The following is a 19,094-nucleotide window of genomic DNA, read 5'->3' on the forward strand; positions in this document are numbered from 1 at the left end:
ACGCCGGGACTTTTCGTTCGCGGGTGCTGCTTTTTAATTCGATCTGCCTTGTGAAAAGCACAAACAAAAACGCCCGGCCAAAGGGCCGGGCGCTTTTCTCAGGCAATCTTACTTATCGTCAGCATTGCCCGGAACATTAGCGGTTTCGCCGCTTGTACCCTCAACTTCTTCCTTCATGCGCTTGAGGCCCATGTGGCGCACGTCGGTGCCGCGCACCAGGTAAATGACCAATTCGGAGATATTGCGCGCGTGGTCGCCGATGCGCTCCAGCGAACGCAGCACCCAGATGATGCTCAAGACCCGCGAAATAGAGCGCGGGTCTTCCATCATGTAGGTCGCCAGCTCACGCAGCGCGGTCTTGTATTCGCGGTCGATGATCTTGTCGTACTGCGCCACCGACAACGCCAGATCGGCGTCAAAACGGGCAAACGCGTCCAGCGCATCACGGACCATGTTGCGTACCTGGTCGCCGATGTGGCGAACCTCGACGTAACCGCGCGGCGCTTCGCCTTCTTCGCACAGCTGAATCGCACGACGAGCGATCTTGGTCGCCTCGTCACCGATGCGCTCAAGGTCGATCACCGACTTGGAAATGCTGATGATCAAACGCAGGTCGGACGCCGCCGGTTGACGACGGGCAAGAATGCGCAGGCATTCTTCGTCGATGTTGCGTTCCATCTGGTTGATCTGGTCGTCGATCTCGCGCACCTGCTGAGCCAGGCCGGAGTCGGCCTCGATCAGCGCGGTCACCGCGTCGTTGACCTGCTTCTCGACCAGCCCGCCCATGGCCAGGAGGTGGCTGCGCACTTCCTCAAGCTCAGCGTTGAACTGCGCGGAGATGTGGTGGGTAAGACCTTCTTTGGAAATCATGCATTCGCTCCGAAAAAGCGTTTAACCAAGAGCTGCTAGCTACAAGCTGCAAGCTGTTATGTGGTGATCCATGCCGCTTCGCTTCTAACTTGCCGCTTGAAGCTTGCCGCTCGCAGCCGCTTCAATCAGCCATAACGACCGGTGATGTAGTCTTCGGTCTGCTTCTTCGCCGGGTTGGTGAACAGGGTATCGGTGTCGCCGAATTCCACCAGTTTGCCCATGTACATGAACGCCGTGTAGTCGGACACCCGCGCGGCCTGTTGCATGTTGTGGGTCACGATGACGATGGTGAACTTGGACTTCAGCTCGTAGATCAGCTCTTCGACTTTCAGCGTCGAGATCGGGTCGAGGGCCGAGCACGGCTCGTCGAGCAGCAGCACTTCCGGCTCAACCGCGATGGTACGGGCGATGACCAGACGCTGTTGCTGACCACCGGACAGGCCGAGTGCCGATTCATGCAGACGGTCTTTGACTTCGTCCCACAGCGCCGCGCCTTTCAACGCCCACTCGACCGCTTCGTCGAGGATGCGCTTCTTGTTGATGCCCTGAATGCGCAGGCCGTAAACCACGTTTTCGTAGATGGTTTTCGGGAACGGGTTGGGCTTCTGGAACACCATGCCGACACGACGACGCAGCTCCGCAACGTCTTCGCCCTTGCGATAGATGTTGTTGCCGTAGAGGTTGATCGCGCCTTCTACGCGGCAGCCGTCAACCAGATCGTTCATGCGGTTGAAGGTGCGCAGCAGCGTGGATTTACCGCAGCCGGACGGGCCGATGAACGCGGTCACGCGCTGCTTCGGGATGTTCATGCTGACGTCGAACAGCGCTTGTTTCTCGCCGTAGTACAGGCTCAGGCCCGGCACTTCGATGGCCACGGTTTCCTGCTCGAGACTGAGGCTCTGCTTGTCGCGGCCCAGGGCAGACATGTTGATGCCGTGGGTGTGTGTTTCGTGCTGCATGGGAGGCTCCCTGTGCTAACAAATTCGGTTCGGTTTTTGTGGGAGCCAGCCTGCTGGCGATTCAGGCGCTGCGGTTTGTCTATGAAACCGCGGTGATGCCTTCGCGAGCAGGCTCGCTCCCACATAAAAATCAGTGCTGCAAAATCAGCTATCCAGTGCTTTGTATTTTTCGCGCAGGTGGTTACGGATATACACCGCCGACAGGTTCAACGTGGCGATCACCAGCACCAGCAACAGCGCCGTGGCGTACACCAGCGGACGCGCCGCCTCGACGTTCGGGCTCTGGAAGCCGACGTCATAGATGTGGAAGCCCAGGTGCATGATCTTCTGATCCAGGTGCAGGTACGGGTAGTTGCCGTCCACCGGCAGCGACGGCGCCAGTTTCACCACACCCACCAGCATCAGCGGCGCCACTTCACCCGCGGCACGGGCCACGGCGAGGATCATGCCGGTCATCATTGCCGGGCTGGCCATCGGAATGACAATCTTCCAAAGGGTTTCAGCCTTGGTCGCGCCGAGGGCCAACGAGCCTTCACGCACGGTACGCGGAATACGCGCCAGACCTTCTTCGGTCGCCACGATCACCACCGGCACCGCCAGCAGCGCCAAAGTCAGCGAGGCCCAGAGCAGACCCGGGGTACCGAAGGTCGGTGCCGGCAGTGCTTCGGGGAAGAACAAACGGTCGACCGAACCACCGAGTACATAAACGAAGAAGCCCAGACCGAACACGCCGTAAACGATCGCCGGAACGCCAGCGAGGTTGTTCACCGCGATACGGATGATCCGCGTCAGGGTGTTCTGCTTGGCGTATTCCCGCAGGTACACCGCCGCCAGCACGCCGAACGGGGTGACGATCATCGCCATGATCAACGTCATCATCACGGTGCCGAAGATCGCCGGGAAAATCCCGCCTTCGGTGTTCGCTTCACGCGGGTCGTCCGACAGGAATTCCCAGATCTTGCTGAAGTAGAAGCCGACCTTGGTGAAGGTGCTCATCGCGTTCGGCTGGTAGGCGTGAACCACTTTGCCCAGACCGATTTCGATCTCTTTGCCGTTGGCATCACGAGCGGTCAAGGCATCGCGATTGAACTGCGCATGCAGATCGGCCAGGCGCGCTTCGATGTCCTGATAACGCGCATTCAGCTCGGCACGCTCGGACTCCATGTCCGCTTGCGCGGTAGCGTCGAGCTTGCCTTCCAGTTCCAGTTTGCGACCGTGCAGACGGATGCGCTCCAGACCTGCGTTGATTGCACCGATGTCAGTCTTTTCCAGCGACTTCAGTTGTGCCGCCAGACCGTTCACACGGTTGATTCGCGCCTGCAGCTCAGGCCACGCGGCCTCGCCCTCGGCGATGACTTTGCCATCCTGTTTGACGTTGACCAGGTAGCCGTAGAAATTGCCCCACTCGCGACGCTCGATCGCCATCAGTTCTGGCGGCGTGGTCTGGTTGGTCAGCCACTCGCCGACGATCCAGGTGAAGTCGTTGCCGTTCAGATCACGGTTGCCGACCTTGATCAGCTCGCGGGTCATGAATTCCGGGCCTTCATCGGGCACCGGCAAACCGGCGCTCTTCAGACGGGCGCGAGGCACTTCTTCTTTCTGTACCACTTCACCGATGACCAGGTGATTGGCCTGGCCCGGTACGTCGTAATGGGCGTGGACCAGGTCCGCCGGCCAGAAGTGACCCAGACCGCGCACGGCAATCACGGCCAGCAGGCCAATGGTCATGATGACCGCGATGGACACCGCGCCACCGCTGATCCAGACGCCTGGGGCGCCGCTCTTGAACCATCCTTTCAGGGAGTTCTGTTTCACAGACTTCTACCTTTGCTTAAAGCGACGAGTATTTCTTGCGCAGACGCTGACGAATCAGTTCTGCCAGGGTGTTCATGACGAAGGTGAACAACAGCAGCACCAATGCCGAGAGGAACAGCACGCGGTAGTGGCTGCCGCCGACTTCCGACTCGGGCATTTCCACCGCGACGTTGGCAGCCAGGGTGCGCAGGCCTTCGAACAGGTTCATTTCCATGACCGGGGTGTTACCGGTGGCCATCAGCACGATCATGGTTTCACCGACTGCACGGCCCATGCCGATCATCAGCGCCGAGAAGATCCCCGGGCTGGCGGTCAGGATCACCACGCGAGTCATGGTCTGCCACGGCGTGGCACCGAGGGCCAGCGAGCCGAGGGTCAGGCCGCGCGGCACACTGAACACGGCGTCTTCAGCGATCGAATAGATGTTCGGGATCACCGCAAAACCCATGGCCAGACCGACCACCAGAGCGTTGCGCTGGTCGTAGGTGATGCCGAGGTCGTGGGAGATCCACATGCGCATGTCACCGCCGAAGAACCAGTTCTCCATGAACGGGCTCATGTACAGCGACAGCCAGCCCACGAACAGAATCACCGGAATCAGCAGCGCACTTTCCCAGCCATCCGGGACTTTCAGGCGGATCGATTCAGGCAGACGACTGAAGGTGAAACCGGCGACCAGGATGCCGATCGGCAACAACATCAGCAGGCTGAAGATGCCCGGCAGATGCCCTTCGACATACGGCGCGAGGAACAGGCCGGCGAAGAAACCGAGGATCACCGTCGGCATCGCTTCCATCAGCTCGATCACCGGTTTGACCTTGCGGCGCATGCCCGGGGCCATGAAGTACGCAGTGTAGATCGCAGCGGCAACGGCCAGTGGCGCCGCCAGCAGCATCGCGTAGAACGCGGCTTTCAGGGTGCCGAAGGTCAGTGGCGACAGGCTCAGTTTCGGTTCGAAATCGGTGTTGGCGGCGGTCGATTGCCAGACGTATTTAGGCTCGTCGTAGTTCTCGTACCAGACCTTGCTCCACAGCGCGCTCCACGAGACTTCCGGGTGTGGGTTGTCGAGCAGCAACGGTTGCAGCTTGCCGCCGGCTTCGACGATCACGCGGTTGGCGCGTGGCGACAGACCGAACAGGCCTTGGCCTTCAACCACCTGATCGACCAGCAAGGTGCGGTGCGCGGTGCTGTGGAACACGCCGAGCTTGCCGCTGGCATCCAGCGCGAGAAAGCCTTTGCGACGCTCTTCAGCACTGATTTCAACGATTGGCGTGGTGCCCATCTGGAAGGTGCGGATCTGCTTAAGACGCAGCTCACCATCGGTGTCACGGGCCATGAACCACTGGGCCAGACCACCTTTTGAGTCACCGACGATCAGCGAGATACCGCCGACCAGTTGCGTGGTTGCGGTGACTTCAGCGTCGGCGTTTTCCAGCAGTTTGTAGCGACCGTTGAGGCTCTTGTCGCGCAGGCTGAAGACATCGGCCTGGGCACGACCGTTGACCACGTACAGCCATTGCTGGCGCGGGTCGACGAAGATGTTTTTCACCGGCTCAGTCATCTGCGGCAGATCGATACGCTTCTGCTCGTTGGTGACTTCACCAGTCATCATGTTTTCTTCGCTGGTCAGCGACAGAACGTTGAGTTGCGAACCGGTCGAACCGACCAGCATCAGGGTCGTGTCGGAGGCGTTGAGGCTGACATGCTCCAGCGCACCACCGGCTTCGTTAAGCGCGATCGGTGCCTCGCCGTACGGATACTCGATGGCCGGGCTGATGGTTTTCTTGCCATCGGGGTAGCTGACTTTATAGGTGTGACGGAACACCAGCGCCTGACCGTTGGACAGGCCCACGGCCACCAGCGGATGGCCCGGCTGGTCTTCACCAATCGAGGTTACGGTGGCGCCGGCAGGCACCGGCAGATCGACGCGCTTCAGCTCAGCGCCACTGTCGATATCAAAGAACAATGCCTGGCCCTTGTCGGAAACACGCATGGCCACCTGATTCTGCTCTTCGAGCGAAATCATCAGCGGCTTGCCGGCGTCCTGCATCCAGGCTGGGGTAATCGAGTCTTTCGCGGTCAGGTCGGCACCCTGGAACAGCGGCGCAACCACGTAGGCGAGGAAGAAGAAGATCAGGGTGATGGCTGCCAGCACCGCGAGACCGCCAACGAGGACGTACCAGCGGGTGAAGCGATCCTTGAGCGCGCGAATGCGGCGCTTGCGTTGCAGCTCAGGCGTATTGAAATCAATGCGCTTGGGAGGATTAGTAGTCATTTGGGAATTGGCCAGATCATTCATGCGCTCACCCTAGCGATCCTGTATGACAGAAAGATGACAATGCAGTGACGCAGCAAATCCACTGCCAGCGGGACTGGCAGAGGATCAAAAATTTGAGGTGTGTAAAAGGCCGGTCTGCGCGCAGATCCGGCCTTTCACCTGAGTCCGGTGGGGCTCACTCCGGACTCAATTTGTTACTTCTTTGCGACAGCGCCGCCTTCCTGCAGACCCAGGTCAGCCAGTGCTTTTGCAGCAACCTTGGCTGGCAGAGGGATGTAGCCGTCTTTCACTACCACTTCCTGGCCCTGTTTCGACAGCACCAGTTTCACGAACTCGGCTTCCAGCGGAGCCAGAGGCTTGTTCGGGGCTTTGTTGACGTACACGTAGAGGAAACGCGACAGCGGGTACTTGCCGTTCAGGGCGTTTTCTTCGGTGTCTTCGATGAAGTCAGTGCTGCCTTTCTTGGCCAGCGGTACGGTTTTAACGCTGGCGGTTTTGTAACCGATGCCCGAGTAACCGATGCCGTTCAGCGAGGAGCTGATCGACTGCACAACCGACGCCGAACCTGGTTGTTCGTTGACGTTTGGTTTGTAGTCGCCTTTGCACAGGGCTTCTTCTTTGAAGTAGCCGTAGGTGCCGGATACCGAGTTACGACCGAACAGCTGAACTGGCTTGTTGGCCAGGTCGCCGGTCACGCCCAGGTCGCCCCAGGTTTTCACGTCGGCTTTGGCGCCACACAGACGGGTCGACGAGAAGATCGCGTCAACCTGCTCCAGGGTCAGGTGCTGGATCGGGTTGTCTTTGTGTACGAAGACAGCCAAGGCATCCACGGCCACCGGGATAGCGGTTGGCTTGTAGCCGTACTTCTGCTCGAAGGCCGCCAGTTCGGTGTCCTTCATCTTGCGGCTCATCGGGCCCAGGTTGGAGGTGCCTTCAGTCAGCGCAGGTGGCGCAGTGGCGGAACCAGCGGCCTGAATCTGGATGTTGACGTTCGGATATTCTTTTTTGTAGTTCTCAGCCCAGAGGGTCATGAGGTTGGCCAGGGTATCGGAGCCGACGCTGGACAGGTTGCCCGACACACCAGTGGTCTTGGTGTAGCTCGGGATAGCAGGGTCAACAGCGGCAACCGCGTTGGCAGTCGCAACGCCAGCAGCGACAAAAGTCATTGCCGCCATCAAACGCTTCAGTTTCATGCCTTACTCCTAGCAGATAGGGTGTGTTAAGTCGGGGCCAAGTATCAGCAGGCCGTGTGAACACTCTATGGCTGAAATATGACAATTGGATGAAAGGCCAGCATGTCGCGACAGATCGTTCCCACGCTCTGCGTGGGAACGCCGCCATGGACGCTCTGCGTCCGCATTTGAGAAGTGACGCGGAGCGTCACAGGATGCATTCCCACGCGGAGCGTGGGAACGATCAGGCGGGAGGGGAAATCAGCGGCCCTTCTTCCACAGCCACGCCCCGACCAGAATCCCCATCGTGCACAGCACCGCTACATAGTAGGCAGGCCCCATCGCACTTTCTTTCAACAACAGACTGACCACCATCGGCGTCAACCCGCCAAAAATCGCGTAAGCCACGTTATACGAGAACGACAACCCGCTGAAGCGCACCACCGGCGGGAACGCTTTAACCATCACGTACGGCACCGCACCAATGGTGCCCACCAGAAAACCGGTCAACGCGTACAGCGGGAACAGCCAGTTCGGGTGATCGGCGAGGCTGTGATAGAAGGTCCACGAACTGATCAGCAAGCCCAGGCAACCAAACACAAACACGCGCCCGGCACCAAAGCGATCCGCCAGTGCGCCGGAAATGATGCAGCCAATGCTCAGAAACACGATTGCCAGACTGTTCGATTGCAACGATTCGGTCGGCGAGAAGTGATAGACCGTTTGCAGCACGGTCGGCGTCATCAGAATGACCACGACGATCCCGGCCGACAGCAACCAGGTCAGCAGCATCGAGATCGCAATCGCGCCGCGATGATCACGCAGCACCGCACGCAGCGGCACTTCTTCAGCCAAGGCTTTGCGCAGTTGCAGTTCGGCAAATACCGGGGTCTCGTGCAGCCAACGGCGCAGGTAGACCGAGAACAGGCCGAACACACCGCCCAGCAGGAATGGAATCCGCCAGGCGTAATCGGAAACCTCTGCTGGCGTATAAATGCTGTTGATCGCCGTGGCGACCAGCGAGCCGAGCAGAATGCCGGCGGTCAGCCCGCTGGTGAGGGTGCCACAGGCGTAACCCATGTGCTTTTGCGGAACGTGTTCGGAAACGAAGACCCAAGCCCCCGGCACTTCACCGCCAATCGCCGCACCTTGAATGACCCGCATCAATAGAAGAAGGATCGGCGCCCACATGCCGATCTGCGCATACGTTGGCAGCAGACCCATGATCAGGGTCGGCACGGCCATCATGAAAATGCTCAGGGTGAACATCTTCTTGCGCCCCAGCAGGTCGCCGAAGTGCGCCATGACGATGCCGCCCAGCGGCCGCGCGAGGTAGCCGGCGGCGAAGATGCCGAAGGTCTGCATCAGGCGCAGCCACTCGGGCATGTCGGCCGGGAAGAACAGCTTGCCGACCACGGTGGCGAAGAAGACGAAGATGATGAAATCGTAGAATTCCAGCGCTCCGCCAAGGGCGGACAGCGACAGAGTCTTGTAGTCATTGCGGGTCAACGGTCGTGCGGGTTGCTCGGGCTGCGCGAGGCTCGAAGGCGCTGTGGTCATGGCAAGGGCTTCTCTTATAGTCGGATCTGCCGCCACAACAACGCTGGCGGTGGCTTGGGCAGGTTCGGCACCATAGCAAATTGTTCGAAAAAGCACATAGAGGCGCGTAATTGACGGTCAAAATCAGAACCGGATGGTCGTCGTGGAGTCTACCGACCGATATACTCGCAACCTGCTCCGGTTTGTAAGGGGTTGCTGTGCGAAAACGTCGTTGGCCCGGCCTTTGCTCGGGATTAGCCGGTTTCGCAGAGTTTCTCCTTTAGGCGCCTGATGGAAAACGTGACGAACGTAGTATGTTCGGTGCTGAATCGTTTTTCCCGAAGACGGCTACCACCAGCAATACCAACGAAGAGTCACGGGTCAGAGGCACCCCCGGCATGATAGAGCTCGAACAAGAAGATCCGATCCCGCAAGGCGACCTGGCCCTGCAAATCACTGCACTCCCGCGCGAAACCAACGGCTTTGGCGATATTTTCGGCGGCTGGCTGGTAGCGCAGATGGATTTGGCCGGCACCGCAATGGCCAGCCGTGTCGCTGGCGGCCGCGTCGCCACCGTCGCCATCGATCGCATGGCATTTCTCGTGCCTGTGGCAGTCGGTGCGCAATTGTCCTTTTATACCCAGACCCTGGAAATCGGCCGCAGCTCGATCCAGATGATGGTCGAAGTGTGGAGCGACGATCCGCTGTCCAGCGAGTGGCGTAAAGTGACCGAAGCGGTTTTCGTCTTCGTCGCCATCGACGGCAGCGGTCGCACTCGCTCGGTTCCACCACGCGCGCGTTAAACCTCGCGGCCGTTTTGCGGTCGATAACCGTCCCAAGTGTCTGATCGAGAGCTGCCCCATGAACACGCCCAACGTTGAAGCGGTGAAACTGGATGAACTGAACTGCTGGCGCATCCGCCACGGTCAGGCCGAAGTGCTGGTGGCGCAGCAAGGCGCGCACATCCTCAGTTATCAGATCGATGGGCAACCGCCGATCATCTGGCTCAACGACAAGGCCGACTTCAAGACGGGCAAAAGCATTCGCGCCGGCGTGCCGGTGTGCTGGCCGTGGTTCGGCAAGTTCGAACGCAACCCGCAGAGCGTGCAGGCCATGTACACCGGTGAGCAACCGGCACCCGCGCATGGTCTGGTGCGAGCGATGGATTGGGAACTGGGCGGCATCGAATCAGAGGCTGACGGTATCAAGGTCGAGTTCAAGCTGCCCTACCCCGAAGGTGGCCTGCCGGGCTGGCCGCACGAAGTCGATCTGACCCTGACCCTGCATTTGTCCGAGCAACTGAGTTTCAGCCTGACCAGCCATAACCGTGGCAGTGACACCGTCAGCCTGAGTCAGGCGCTGCACACCTATTTCGCGGTCAGTGATGTGCGCAATGTGCACGTCGAAGGCGTGGATGGTTTGAATTACATCGAGACGCTGGATGACTGGAAAACCACCAGTCAGCAAGGCGACCTGCAATTTGCCGGTGAGACCGACCGCATCTACCTCGATGCGCCGCCACAACTGAGCATCGTCGACCCTGCCTGGGAAAGACGCATTGTGCTGACGGCCACAGGTTCACGCACGGCGGTGATCTGGAACCCTTGGATCGATCGCGCGGCGGCATTGGCGGATATGGACAACGATGGTTGGCAGCGCATGTTGTGCATCGAGACGGCGAATGTGATGGATGACATCGTCACGCTGGCGCCGGGGGCGAGTCATACCATGGGCGTCAGCGTCGCCCGCGAACCGCTCTAACCAGCACTGCAATACAAAATGTGGGAGCGAGCCTGCTCGCGAAGGCGTTGTATCAGTCAACATTCAAATGACTGATACACCGCTTTCGCGAGCAGGCTCGCTCCCACAGTTGTTTGGTGGTGATTGTTAGAGATCGGACTCCTGCACCACCCGCACCTTGTCGGCTTCCAGCGCATACGCCGCATCGGCCAGATCATTGCTGACCTTCTCGACCTTCAGCGTGCCGGTCACCCACAGAGGCGTGTAGATATCGTCCAGTTTCAAACCTTTCGGATACCGCACCAGCACCAGTTGATTCGGCGGCGGTGGCGGCACGTGGATGCAGGCGCCGGGATACGGCACAAGGAAGAACAACGTGCTGCGGCCCTTGGCGTCGGACTCCAGCGGCACCGGATAACCACCGATGCGGATGTGTTTGTCATTCATCGATGCCACGGTTTTGGTCGAGTACATCACCGCCGGCAGACCTTTGGCCTGCTTCATCCCGCCCTTCTCGGTGAAGGTGCCGGTGGCTTCCGGGGAGTTGTGGTCGATTTCAGGCATGGCCTCGAGGGCCTTTTGGTCCGACTTGGGCATCAGTTCGAGCCAGTCGGTTTCCGGCAGTTCGCCGGCGTGGGCCAAACCGCTGCCCAGGAAAAGGAGAGTCAACAGAAGACGGCGCATGAAGGTGCTCGGTATAGAAAGGAAGGAACATTGAATCGCCGAGCATTCTAGCCCTCCCGGCCACGTTGGCCGAGAGGGCTTTGTCGCTTTGGATCAGTTCTTTTTGATCAGACCGTAGATCACCAGCAACACGATCGCGCCGACCAGTGCGCCGATGAAACCTGCGCCCTCGCCCGCGCGATAGATGCCCAGAGCCTGGCCGCCGTAAGTGGCTGCCAGCGAACCGCCGATACCGAGCAGGATGGTCATGATCCAGCCCATGCTGTCATCGCCCGGTTTCAGGAACCGTGCCAGCAGGCCGACGATCAAGCCGATAAAGATGGTTCCGATAATTCCCATGGCATTTCCCTCTGATTTGGTAGATATGCCAAAGCCTAGACAGACTTTGGCATCCTGCCATGAGAGAACGGCGGCTCCTGAATGGTTCCGCCGCTGCCACATGAAACTGTCGTTACTCGGCGATCAGCGCTTCGACCTTGACGATCTGCGCTTGCAGCGTGGCCATGTCGGCGCAGCGCAGGTTGGCGTGGCCGACCTTGCGCCCGGCCTTGAATGCCTTGCCGTAGTGATGCAGATGGCAGTCTTCGATAGCGATGACTTTCTCAACCGGCGGTACCACACCGATGAAGTTAAGCATCGCGCTCTCGCCAACCTTGGCCGTCGAACCCAGCGGCAGGCCAGCAACGGCGCGCAGGTGGTTTTCGAACTGGCTGCACTCGGCGCCTTCGGTGGTCCAGTGCCCGGAGTTGTGCACGCGCGGGGCGATTTCGTTGGCTTTCAGGCCACCGTCGACTTCAAAGAACTCGAACGCCATCACGCCGACGTAGTTCAACTGCTTGAGCACGCGGCTCGAGTAGTCTTCGGCCAACGCCTGCAACGGGTGATTGGTGCTGGCCACGGACAGCTTGAGGATGCCGCTGTCGTGGGTGTTGTGCACCAACGGATAGAACTTCGTTTCACCATCGCGGGCACGCACGGCGATCAGCGAGACTTCACCGGTGAACGGCACAAAGCCTTCCAGCAGGCAGGACACGCTGCCCAGTTCGGCGAAGGTACCCACCACGTCTTCCGGTTTGCGCAGGACTTTCTGACCTTTGCCGTCATAACCCAGGGTACGGGTTTTCAGTACGGCCGGCAGGCCGATCGAAGCGACGGCGGCGTCCAGATCGGCTTGCGATTGAATGTCGGCGAAGGCCGGAGTCGGGATGCCCAGGTCCTTGAACATGCTCTTTTCGAACCAGCGGTCGCGAGCGATGCGCAGGGCTTCGGCGCTCGGGTAGACCGGGACGAATTGCGAGAGGAATGCCACGGTTTCGGCCGGGACGCTTTCGAATTCGAAGGTCACCAGATCGACTTCATCGGCCAATTGGCGCAGATGATCCTGATCGCCGTAATCGGCCCGCAGGTGTTCGCCCAGCGCGGCCGCACAGGCGTCCGGCGCAGGGTCGAGGAAAGCGAAGTTCATGCCCAGCGGGGTGCCCGCCAGGGCCAACATGCGACCCAACTGGCCGCCACCGATTACACCGATCTTCATCTCAACAACCTCAGGCAATACGTGGGTCTGGATTGTCCAGGACGCTGTCCGTCTGCTCGGCACGGAAGGTTTTCAGCACCGTGTGGAACTGTGGATGCTTGGCACCGAGGATGCTCGCCGAGAGCAAGGCTGCGTTGATTGCGCCGGCCTTGCCGATGGCCAGAGTGGCGACCGGAATGCCCGCTGGCATCTGCACGATCGACAGCAGCGAGTCGACGCCCGAGAGCATGGCCGACTGGACCGGCACGCCCAGCACGGGCAGGTGGGTCTTGGCCGCACACATGCCTGGCAAGTGGGCTGCGCCACCGGCACCGGCGATAATCACCTCGATGCCGCGGCTTTCAGCCTCTTCGGCGTACTGGAACAGCAGATCCGGGGTGCGGTGGGCAGAGACCACTTTGACCTCGTACGGGATGCCGAGCTTTTCCAGCATATCGGCGGTGTGGCTAAGGGTGGACCAATCGGACTTGGAGCCCATGATCACGCCAACCAGTGCACTCATCGTCGCGCCTCTTCTCTCTGGAGCGCCCGCAGGCGCGTCATAAAACAACAAGCCACGCAGGTTGCGTGGCTTGATTGTACGAAAAATGGCCGGACGTGCCGGCCGAAGGCCGCGCAGTATACCGCAAAGAAAGCAATAAACAGCCCCCCGCGCGACCATCTGTCATCTGCCGCAAATGCCCGGTTTTATTGACTTGAAGGTCAGCGACAGAACACCGCAAATCCCCTGTAGGAGTGAGCCTGCTCGCGATGGCGGTGTATCAGTCACATCATCGTTGAATGTGCAGACGCTATCGCGAGCAGGCTCACTCCTACAAGGGGTCCGCGTAGGCTCAGGAAGCTTGTGCAGCGCCACCCTCGAGCTTGCGCCACAGCAGACGGACGTTGGCTTTGCGCACCAAGGCGCAGCGATACAGGCGAATCTCCAGCGGCACGTGCCACTGCGGGCCGCCACAGACCACCAGTTCGCCGCGAGCCAGCTCAGCACGCACGCTCAGCTGCGGCACCCACGCAATTCCAAGCCCCTCCAGCGCCATGCTCTTCAGGCTGTCAGCCATCGCGGTTTCGTAAATAGTGGTGAAACGCAGCTGCCGCTGACGCAACAAACCATTCACCGAGCGACCAAGAAACGCCCCGGCGCTATAGGCCAGCAACGGCACGCTCGCCTCCCCTTCCAGATCGAACAACGGCTTGCCCTCGGCATCCGCCGCACAGACCGGGAGCATTTCCGTCTGACCCAAATGCAGCGAGGGGAAGATTTCCGGGTCCATCTGCATCGCCGCATCCGGGTCGTAGAACGCCAGCATCAGATCGCAGCCACCTTCACGCAACGCATGCACCGCGTCGCCGACGTTGGTTGCGACCAAACGCGTGGCGATGTTCAGGCCTTCATTACGCAGTTGCGCGATCCAGCGCGGGAAGAAACCCAAGGCCAGCGAGTGAGCGGCAGCGACCTGCATCACCTCGCCCTGCCCGCCTTCCAGATGATGCAGATGGCGCAGCACTTCACCGAGCTGTTCGACCACGGTGCGCGCAGTGACCAGAAACAGCTGCCCCGCCGCCGTCAGTTCGATCGGCGTGCGCGAGCGGTTGACCAGAGTCAGCCCCAGCGCCGCTTCGAGGCTGCGGATCCGCCGACTGAAGGCCGGCTGGGTCACGAAGCGTCGTTCAGCGGCCTGCGAGAAGCTGCGGGTGGCGGCCAGAGCACTGAAGTCCTCGAGCCATTTGCTTTCCAGATTCATCACGTCCTCCCGGACACGCACCAAAACAGGTCACACGTCTGCCGCGCAGGCGGCGTCACATGGGCATTATGCCGAATGTGCATAGGGCAGTGCTGAACAGCATTGGCCCAAAATTTCCCACAAGCCTAGCATTCGCAGCGTTCCGGCACAGACCGGGTCCATATCGAGATGATTTCTATCATGTCCTCCGCTGCATCTTTCCGCACAGAAAACGACCTGCTTGGCGCCCTCGAAGTACCGGCTCAAGCGTATTACGGCATCCAGACCCTGCGAGCGGTGAACAACTTCCGCCTCTCCGGCGTTCCGATTTCGCATTACCCGAAACTGGTTGTCGGCCTGGCAATGGTCAAACAGGCCGCTGCTGACGCCAACCGCGAGTTGGGTCACCTGAGCGAAGCCAAGCACGCTGCCATCAGCGAAGCCTGTGCCCGATTGATCCGCGGTGATTTCCACGAAGAGTTCGTGGTCGACATGATTCAAGGTGGCGCCGGTACTTCCACCAACATGAACGCCAACGAAGTGATCGCCAACATTGCGCTCGAAGCAATGGGTCATCAGAAAGGCGAGTACCAGTACCTGCACCCGAACGACGACGTGAACATGGCGCAGTCGACCAACGACGCTTACCCAACGGCGATCCGTCTGGGTCTGCTGCTCGGTCACGACACCCTGCTGGCCAGCCTCGACAGCCTGATTCAGGCGTTCGCGGCCAAGGGCAAAGAATTCGATCACGTCCTGAAAATGGGCCGTACCCAGCTGCAAGACGCCGTGCCGATGACCCTCGGCCAGGAATTCCGTGCCTTCGCCACCACCATGGGCGAAGACCTGGCCCGTCTGAAGACGCTGGCCCCGGAACTACTGACTGAAGTGAACCTCGGTGGCACTGCGATCGGTACCGGCATCAACGCCGACCCGCGTTATCAAGCGCTGGCGGTACAGCGTCTGGCCCTGATCAGCGGTCAACCGCTGGTTCCAGCCGCCGACCTGATCGAAGCGACTTCCGACATGGGCGCCTTCGTGCTGTTCTCCGGCATGCTCAAGCGCACCGCGGTCAAGCTGTCGAAGATCTGCAACGACCTGCGCCTGCTGTCCAGCGGCCCACGCACCGGCATCAACGAAATCAACCTGCCAGCGCGTCAGCCAGGCAGCTCGATCATGCCCGGCAAGGTCAACCCGGTCATCCCGGAAGCGGTTAACCAAGTGGCGTTCCAAGTAATTGGTAACGACCTGGCGCTGACCATGGCAGCCGAAGGCGGCCAGCTGCAGCTGAACGTGATGGAGCCACTGATCGCTTTCAAGATCTTCGACTCGATCCGCCTGCTGCAACGCGCCATGGACATGCTGCGCGAGCACTGCATCGTCGGCATCACCGCCAACGAAGCGCGCTGCCGTGAACTGGTCGAACACTCGATCGGTCTGGTCACCGCACTGAACCCGTACATCGGCTACAAAAACGCCACCCGCATCGCCGGTCTCGCCCTTGAAAGCGGCCGCGGCGTGCTGGAACTGGTGCGCGAAGAAGGTCTGCTCGACGAAGCCATGCTCGCCGACATCCTGCGCCCGGAAAACATGATTGCTCCACGTCTGGTTCCGCTCAAAGCCTGAACCGACGCTTTACTTGTAGCACCGCTCACCAGGTCGAGGGACTAGACACCTCTCACCTTTTGAGGGCTTGGGGATTTAGTCCCCAAGCCCTTTTTTTTAACTTTCTGACCCTGAGACCCGTATGTCTGGGGACTGCTCGCTCTCACAGAAGAGCAGTTCCTGCACAAGCCCGGCGCCGGTAACGCCGGGTGTTTCAAAGCCTCGTTTCGTCGCTTGCACCACTACCGTGCAGACGGGCGCGTCACTGATCGGTATAGTGCCGCCCCTCTTCGCGTGAGCGGTCGTCGGTAACGAGGCCATAACCCATGCGAAACCCGAACTAATAACAAACCCGCGAAATGGAACCGGACGAAACCTTCGCCTCACTCGTCGTGCCGCGCGCACACCGGTGTAACACGATGTTTCTTCCATCCAGTATTTGCTTACACAATAAACAGCGAGGAAAAATCCATGCTCGAAGTCATTAACGACTTCCTCTCAGGGAAAGTACTGATCGTGCTCATTGTCGGGCTCGGTAGCTACTTCACGATTCGCTCGCGTTTCGTTCAATTGCGTCACTTCTTCCACATGTTCGCGGTGTTCCGCGACAGCCTCAAAGGCAGCGCCGGGCAACTCAGCTCGTTCCAGGCCCTGATGCTCAGCCTTGCCGGCCGTGTCGGTGCAGGCAACATCGCCGGTGTCGGCATCGCCGTGACCCTCGGTGGTCCGGGTGCGGTGTTCTGGATGTGGGTGACCGCACTGGTCGGCATGTCCAGCAGCTTCTTTGAATGTACCCTGGCCCAAGTCTACAAGCGCGCCGATGGCGACGGCTTGTACCGTGGGGGCCCGGCCTACTACATCCAGCACGGCCTTAAGCTCAAAGGCATGGCTGTAGTGTTCTCCGTCCTGCTGCTGGTCACCTACGGCTTCGCCTTCATTGGCCTGCAGTCCTACACCGTGACCCACTCGCTGCAGAACGCCTTTGAATTCAACCCACAACACACCGGTATCGTCCTGGCGGTGCTGCTGGCCATCACCTTCATCGGTGGCATCAAGCGTATCGCCTCGGTGTCCGACCTGCTGGTGCCGATCAAGACCCTGGCCTATATCGGCGTGACCCTGTACGTGATCGGTACCCAGATCGAACACGTGCCCGCCATGCTGGAAACCATCTTCAAGAGCGCCTTCGGCCTCGACCCGGCCTTTGGCGGCCTGCTTGGCAGCGCCATCGTCATGGGCGTGAAGCGTGGCGTGTTCGCCAACGAAGCGGGTCTGGGCAGTGCGCCGAACGTCGCTGCCGTGGCCGCCGTGAAGCACCCGGGTGCTCAGGGCGTGGTTCAGGCTTTCAGCGTGTTCCTCGACACTTTCGTGATCTGCACCTGCACCGCGCTGCTGATCCTGCTGTCGGGCTTCTACACCCCGGGCTTCGAAGGTGACGGCATCGTCCTCACCCAGAACTCGCTGGCCGCTGTGGTCGGTGACTGGGGTCGCATGTTCGTCAGCGTCGCGCTGTCGCTGTTCGTCTTCACCTGCATCCTCTACAACTACTACCTGGGCGAAAACAGCCTGCAATTCCTCACCCGCAACCGCGCCGCACTGATGATTTTCCGCGGCCTGGTGCTGGCGCTGGTGGTATGGGGTTCGATGCAGGACCTGTCGACCGTGTTCGCCTTCGCCGACATCACCATGACCTGCCTGGCCTTCGTCAACCTGGTGGCCCTGGCCATGCTGTTCAAGGTCGGCATGCGCGTGATGCGCGACTACGACGCGCAGCGCCGCGCCGGCGTCAAACAGCCGGTGTTCGACTCGAGCAAATTTGCCGATCTGGACCTCGACCTGAAGGCCTGGCCGACCAACCCGTCTGCCGCTGCCGGCCAGACCGAAGCCGAGCCGCAAGGCGTGCCTGCAGCGCAACGCTGACAGGTAAATGACGGGCGCATCCCCTGCGCCCGTCAGTTATTGTGGTGCAATAACTTGTGGCAGTGAGCCTGCTCGCGATAGCTGTCTTTCAACCAACATCAATGTTGAATGATGAACCGCTATCGCGAGCAGGCTCACTCCTACAATGTCATCTCTTGTGGAGACCCTCAGATGATTGCCAATTCCTACCCCGCCGCCCAACACGTCATGGTGCTCTACACCGGTGGCACCATCGGCATGCAGGCCAGCGCCAATGGTCTGGCCCCGGCGTCCGGTTTCGAAGCGCGGATGCGCGACTACCTGCACAGCCAGCCTGAACTCGTCGTGCCACAGTGGCGCTTCCGCGAAATGTCGCCGCTGATCGACAGCGCCAACATGACCCCGACCTACTGGCAGCAACTGCGTGAAGCAGTGGTCGATGCTGTTGATGTGCAAGGCTGCGACAGCGTGCTGATCCTGCACGGCACCGACACGCTGGCCTATAGCGCGGCGGCGATGAGTTTCCAGTTGCTCGGCCTGCACGCCCGGGTGTGCTTCACCGGCTCCATGCTGCCGGCCGGCGTTACCGACAGCGATGCGTGGGAAAACCTTGGCGGCGCACTGGTTGCCCTCGGCCATGGCCTGGCACCGGGCGTGCACCTGTACTTCCACGGCGAACTGCTGGCGCCGACCCGTTGCGCGAAAGTGCGCAGCTTCGGCCGTCATCCGTTCAAGCGCCTGGAGCGTCAGGGCGGCGGTATCAAAGCCCCATCGATTCCAGCGTCGTTGAACTACAACCAGCCGAAGCAACTGGCCAAGGTGGCCGTGCTGCCACTGTTCCCCGGCATCAGTGCCGAAGTGCTCGACGGCCTGCTCGACAGCGGCATTCAAGGTCTGGTGCTGGAGTGCTACGGCAGCGGTACAGGGCCGAGCGACAACCCTGAGTTTCTGGCAAGCCTTGGCCGTGCGCGGGATAACGGCGTAGTCGTTGTGGCGGTCACGCAGTGCCATGAAGGTGGCGTTGAGTTGGATGTGTATGAGGCGGGCAGTCGCTTGCGCGGTGTCGGCGTGTTGTCCGGCGGCGGCATGACTCGTGAGGCAGCGTTCGGCAAGTTGCATGGGGTGCTGGGGGCAGGCCTTGAAACTCAAGAAGTGCGCCGGCTGATCGAACTGGATTTGTGTGGTGAGTTGCTCTGAGCAAGGCTCTGGATCGGCCCTCACCCTAGCCCTCTCCCGGAGGGAGAGGGAACTGACCTTAGTGTCTTGCGCTATACGCCG

Annotated in this window: 16 protein-coding genes; 5 read left to right on the forward strand and 11 right to left on the reverse strand. The window is 60.3% G+C overall.

The features are described 5' to 3' along the window. Positions 1-108: 108 nt before the first annotated feature. The 6 genes from phoU to QOM10_RS28995 all read right to left on the reverse strand — a co-directional run bounded on the left by phoU (position 109) and on the right by QOM10_RS28995 (position 8,654). Positions 109-870 (reverse strand): phosphate signaling complex protein PhoU, encoded by a 762-nt coding sequence (phoU, locus tag QOM10_RS28970; protein ID WP_016985766.1) that lies wholly within the window; start codon positions 868-870, stop codon positions 109-111. A 125-nt stretch (positions 871-995) separates the two neighbouring features. Further along, positions 996-1,829: a phosphate ABC transporter ATP-binding protein PstB gene (gene pstB, locus QOM10_RS28975; protein WP_016985765.1), complete on the reverse strand. Its 834-nt coding sequence runs from the start codon at positions 1,827-1,829 to the stop codon at positions 996-998. Positions 1,830-1,973: 144 nt separating this feature from the next. Next, positions 1,974-3,644, reverse strand: a complete 1,671-nt coding sequence (pstA, locus tag QOM10_RS28980; RefSeq protein ID WP_007920248.1) for a phosphate ABC transporter permease PstA — start codon at positions 3,642-3,644, stop codon at positions 1,974-1,976. A gap of 16 nt (positions 3,645-3,660) precedes the next feature. Next, positions 3,661-5,694 carry an ABC transporter permease subunit gene (locus tag QOM10_RS28985; RefSeq protein WP_174245149.1) on the reverse strand — a complete coding sequence of 678 codons (2,034 nt, stop codon included), beginning with the start codon at positions 5,692-5,694 and terminating at the stop codon, positions 3,661-3,663. Positions 5,695-6,116: 422 nt separating this feature from the next. Further along, entirely contained in the window at positions 6,117-7,115 is a 999-nt protein-coding gene (locus tag QOM10_RS28990) for a phosphate ABC transporter substrate-binding protein PstS family protein (RefSeq protein ID WP_316917338.1), read from the reverse strand. A 240-nt stretch (positions 7,116-7,355) separates the two neighbouring features. Then, complete coding sequence (locus QOM10_RS28995; RefSeq protein WP_150749869.1) at positions 7,356-8,654, reverse strand: MFS transporter; 1,299 nt, start codon at positions 8,652-8,654, stop codon at positions 7,356-7,358. 377 nt (positions 8,655-9,031) lie between these two features. On the opposite strand from QOM10_RS28995, the gene QOM10_RS29000 reads away from it, so the two are divergent. After that, entirely contained in the window at positions 9,032-9,436 is a 405-nt protein-coding gene (locus QOM10_RS29000) for an acyl-CoA thioesterase (protein WP_003229628.1), read from the forward strand. Between the two features lie 58 nt (positions 9,437-9,494). After that, the gene (locus QOM10_RS29005; protein WP_160042378.1) at positions 9,495-10,394 is read left to right on the forward strand and encodes a D-hexose-6-phosphate mutarotase; all 900 of its coding nucleotides are present in this window, start codon (positions 9,495-9,497) and stop codon (positions 10,392-10,394) included. Positions 10,395-10,520: 126 nt separating this feature from the next. Here the strand turns inward: QOM10_RS29005 and QOM10_RS29010 are convergent, their stop codons facing one another. From QOM10_RS29010 to QOM10_RS29030, 5 genes are all read right to left on the reverse strand, one after another. Then, on the reverse strand, positions 10,521-11,057 hold the full coding sequence (locus QOM10_RS29010; RefSeq protein ID WP_007920225.1) for a DUF3299 domain-containing protein: 537 nt from the start codon (positions 11,055-11,057) through the stop codon (positions 10,521-10,523). A 93-nt stretch (positions 11,058-11,150) separates the two neighbouring features. After that, positions 11,151-11,396: a GlsB/YeaQ/YmgE family stress response membrane protein gene (locus QOM10_RS29015; protein WP_095187854.1), complete on the reverse strand. Its 246-nt coding sequence runs from the start codon at positions 11,394-11,396 to the stop codon at positions 11,151-11,153. A gap of 112 nt (positions 11,397-11,508) precedes the next feature. Then, the gene (locus tag QOM10_RS29020; RefSeq protein ID WP_127930271.1) at positions 11,509-12,591 is read right to left on the reverse strand and encodes a 5-(carboxyamino)imidazole ribonucleotide synthase; all 1,083 of its coding nucleotides are present in this window, start codon (positions 12,589-12,591) and stop codon (positions 11,509-11,511) included. Between the two features lie 10 nt (positions 12,592-12,601). Further along, positions 12,602-13,093, reverse strand: a complete 492-nt coding sequence (gene purE / locus QOM10_RS29025; RefSeq protein ID WP_127930272.1) for a 5-(carboxyamino)imidazole ribonucleotide mutase — start codon at positions 13,091-13,093, stop codon at positions 12,602-12,604. A 331-nt stretch (positions 13,094-13,424) separates the two neighbouring features. Further along, the gene (locus tag QOM10_RS29030) at positions 13,425-14,333 is read right to left on the reverse strand and encodes a LysR substrate-binding domain-containing protein (RefSeq protein ID WP_064116481.1); all 909 of its coding nucleotides are present in this window, start codon (positions 14,331-14,333) and stop codon (positions 13,425-13,427) included. A 180-nt stretch (positions 14,334-14,513) separates the two neighbouring features. Between QOM10_RS29030 and aspA the strand changes: the two genes are divergently transcribed. The 3 genes from aspA to QOM10_RS29045 all read left to right on the forward strand — a co-directional run bounded on the left by aspA (position 14,514) and on the right by QOM10_RS29045 (position 19,013). After that, a complete protein-coding gene (gene aspA / locus QOM10_RS29035; protein ID WP_064116482.1) occupies positions 14,514-15,938 on the forward strand; it encodes an aspartate ammonia-lyase in 1,425 nt (474 codons plus the stop codon). Between the two features lie 450 nt (positions 15,939-16,388). Beyond that, complete coding sequence (locus QOM10_RS29040) at positions 16,389-17,837, forward strand: alanine/glycine:cation symporter family protein (protein ID WP_150776037.1); 1,449 nt, start codon at positions 16,389-16,391, stop codon at positions 17,835-17,837. Between the two features lie 171 nt (positions 17,838-18,008). Next, the gene (locus QOM10_RS29045) at positions 18,009-19,013 is read left to right on the forward strand and encodes an asparaginase (RefSeq protein ID WP_316917339.1); all 1,005 of its coding nucleotides are present in this window, start codon (positions 18,009-18,011) and stop codon (positions 19,011-19,013) included. Positions 19,014-19,094 lie beyond the last annotated feature (81 nt).

The sequence above is a fragment of the Pseudomonas sp. P108 genome (assembly GCF_032613195.1).
GTDB lineage: Bacteria > Pseudomonadota > Gammaproteobacteria > Pseudomonadales > Pseudomonadaceae > Aquipseudomonas.

What these genes read in the sequence shown, in the direction of transcription:
- QOM10_RS28995 (WP_150749869.1), bottom strand. Translation starts at nt 8,654, where the DNA reads ATGACCACAGCGCCTTCGAGCCTCGCGCAGCCCGAGCAACCCGCACGA.
- QOM10_RS29010 (WP_007920225.1), bottom strand. Translation starts at nt 11,057, where the DNA reads ATGCGCCGTCTTCTGTTGACTCTCCTTTTCCTGGGCAGCGGTTTGGCC.
- purE (WP_127930272.1), bottom strand. Translation starts at nt 13,093, where the DNA reads ATGAGTGCACTGGTTGGCGTGATCATGGGCTCCAAGTCCGATTGGTCC.
- aspA (WP_064116482.1), top strand. Translation starts at nt 14,514, where the DNA reads ATGTCCTCCGCTGCATCTTTCCGCACAGAAAACGACCTGCTTGGCGCC.
- QOM10_RS29000 (WP_003229628.1), top strand. Translation starts at nt 9,032, where the DNA reads ATGATAGAGCTCGAACAAGAAGATCCGATCCCGCAAGGCGACCTGGCC.
- QOM10_RS29005 (WP_160042378.1), top strand. Translation starts at nt 9,495, where the DNA reads ATGAACACGCCCAACGTTGAAGCGGTGAAACTGGATGAACTGAACTGC.
- QOM10_RS29020 (WP_127930271.1), bottom strand. Translation starts at nt 12,591, where the DNA reads ATGAAGATCGGTGTAATCGGTGGCGGCCAGTTGGGTCGCATGTTGGCC.
- QOM10_RS29040 (WP_150776037.1), top strand. Translation starts at nt 16,389, where the DNA reads ATGCTCGAAGTCATTAACGACTTCCTCTCAGGGAAAGTACTGATCGTG.
- QOM10_RS29045 (WP_316917339.1), top strand. Translation starts at nt 18,009, where the DNA reads ATGATTGCCAATTCCTACCCCGCCGCCCAACACGTCATGGTGCTCTAC.
- phoU (WP_016985766.1), bottom strand. Translation starts at nt 870, where the DNA reads ATGATTTCCAAAGAAGGTCTTACCCACCACATCTCCGCGCAGTTCAAC.
- QOM10_RS29015 (WP_095187854.1), bottom strand. Translation starts at nt 11,396, where the DNA reads ATGGGAATTATCGGAACCATCTTTATCGGCTTGATCGTCGGCCTGCTG.
- QOM10_RS29030 (WP_064116481.1), bottom strand. Translation starts at nt 14,333, where the DNA reads ATGAATCTGGAAAGCAAATGGCTCGAGGACTTCAGTGCTCTGGCCGCC.
- QOM10_RS28985 (WP_174245149.1), bottom strand. Translation starts at nt 5,694, where the DNA reads ATGCAGGACGCCGGCAAGCCGCTGATGATTTCGCTCGAAGAGCAGAAT.
- pstB (WP_016985765.1), bottom strand. Translation starts at nt 1,829, where the DNA reads ATGCAGCACGAAACACACACCCACGGCATCAACATGTCTGCCCTGGGC.
- QOM10_RS28990 (WP_316917338.1), bottom strand. Translation starts at nt 7,115, where the DNA reads ATGAAACTGAAGCGTTTGATGGCGGCAATGACTTTTGTCGCTGCTGGC.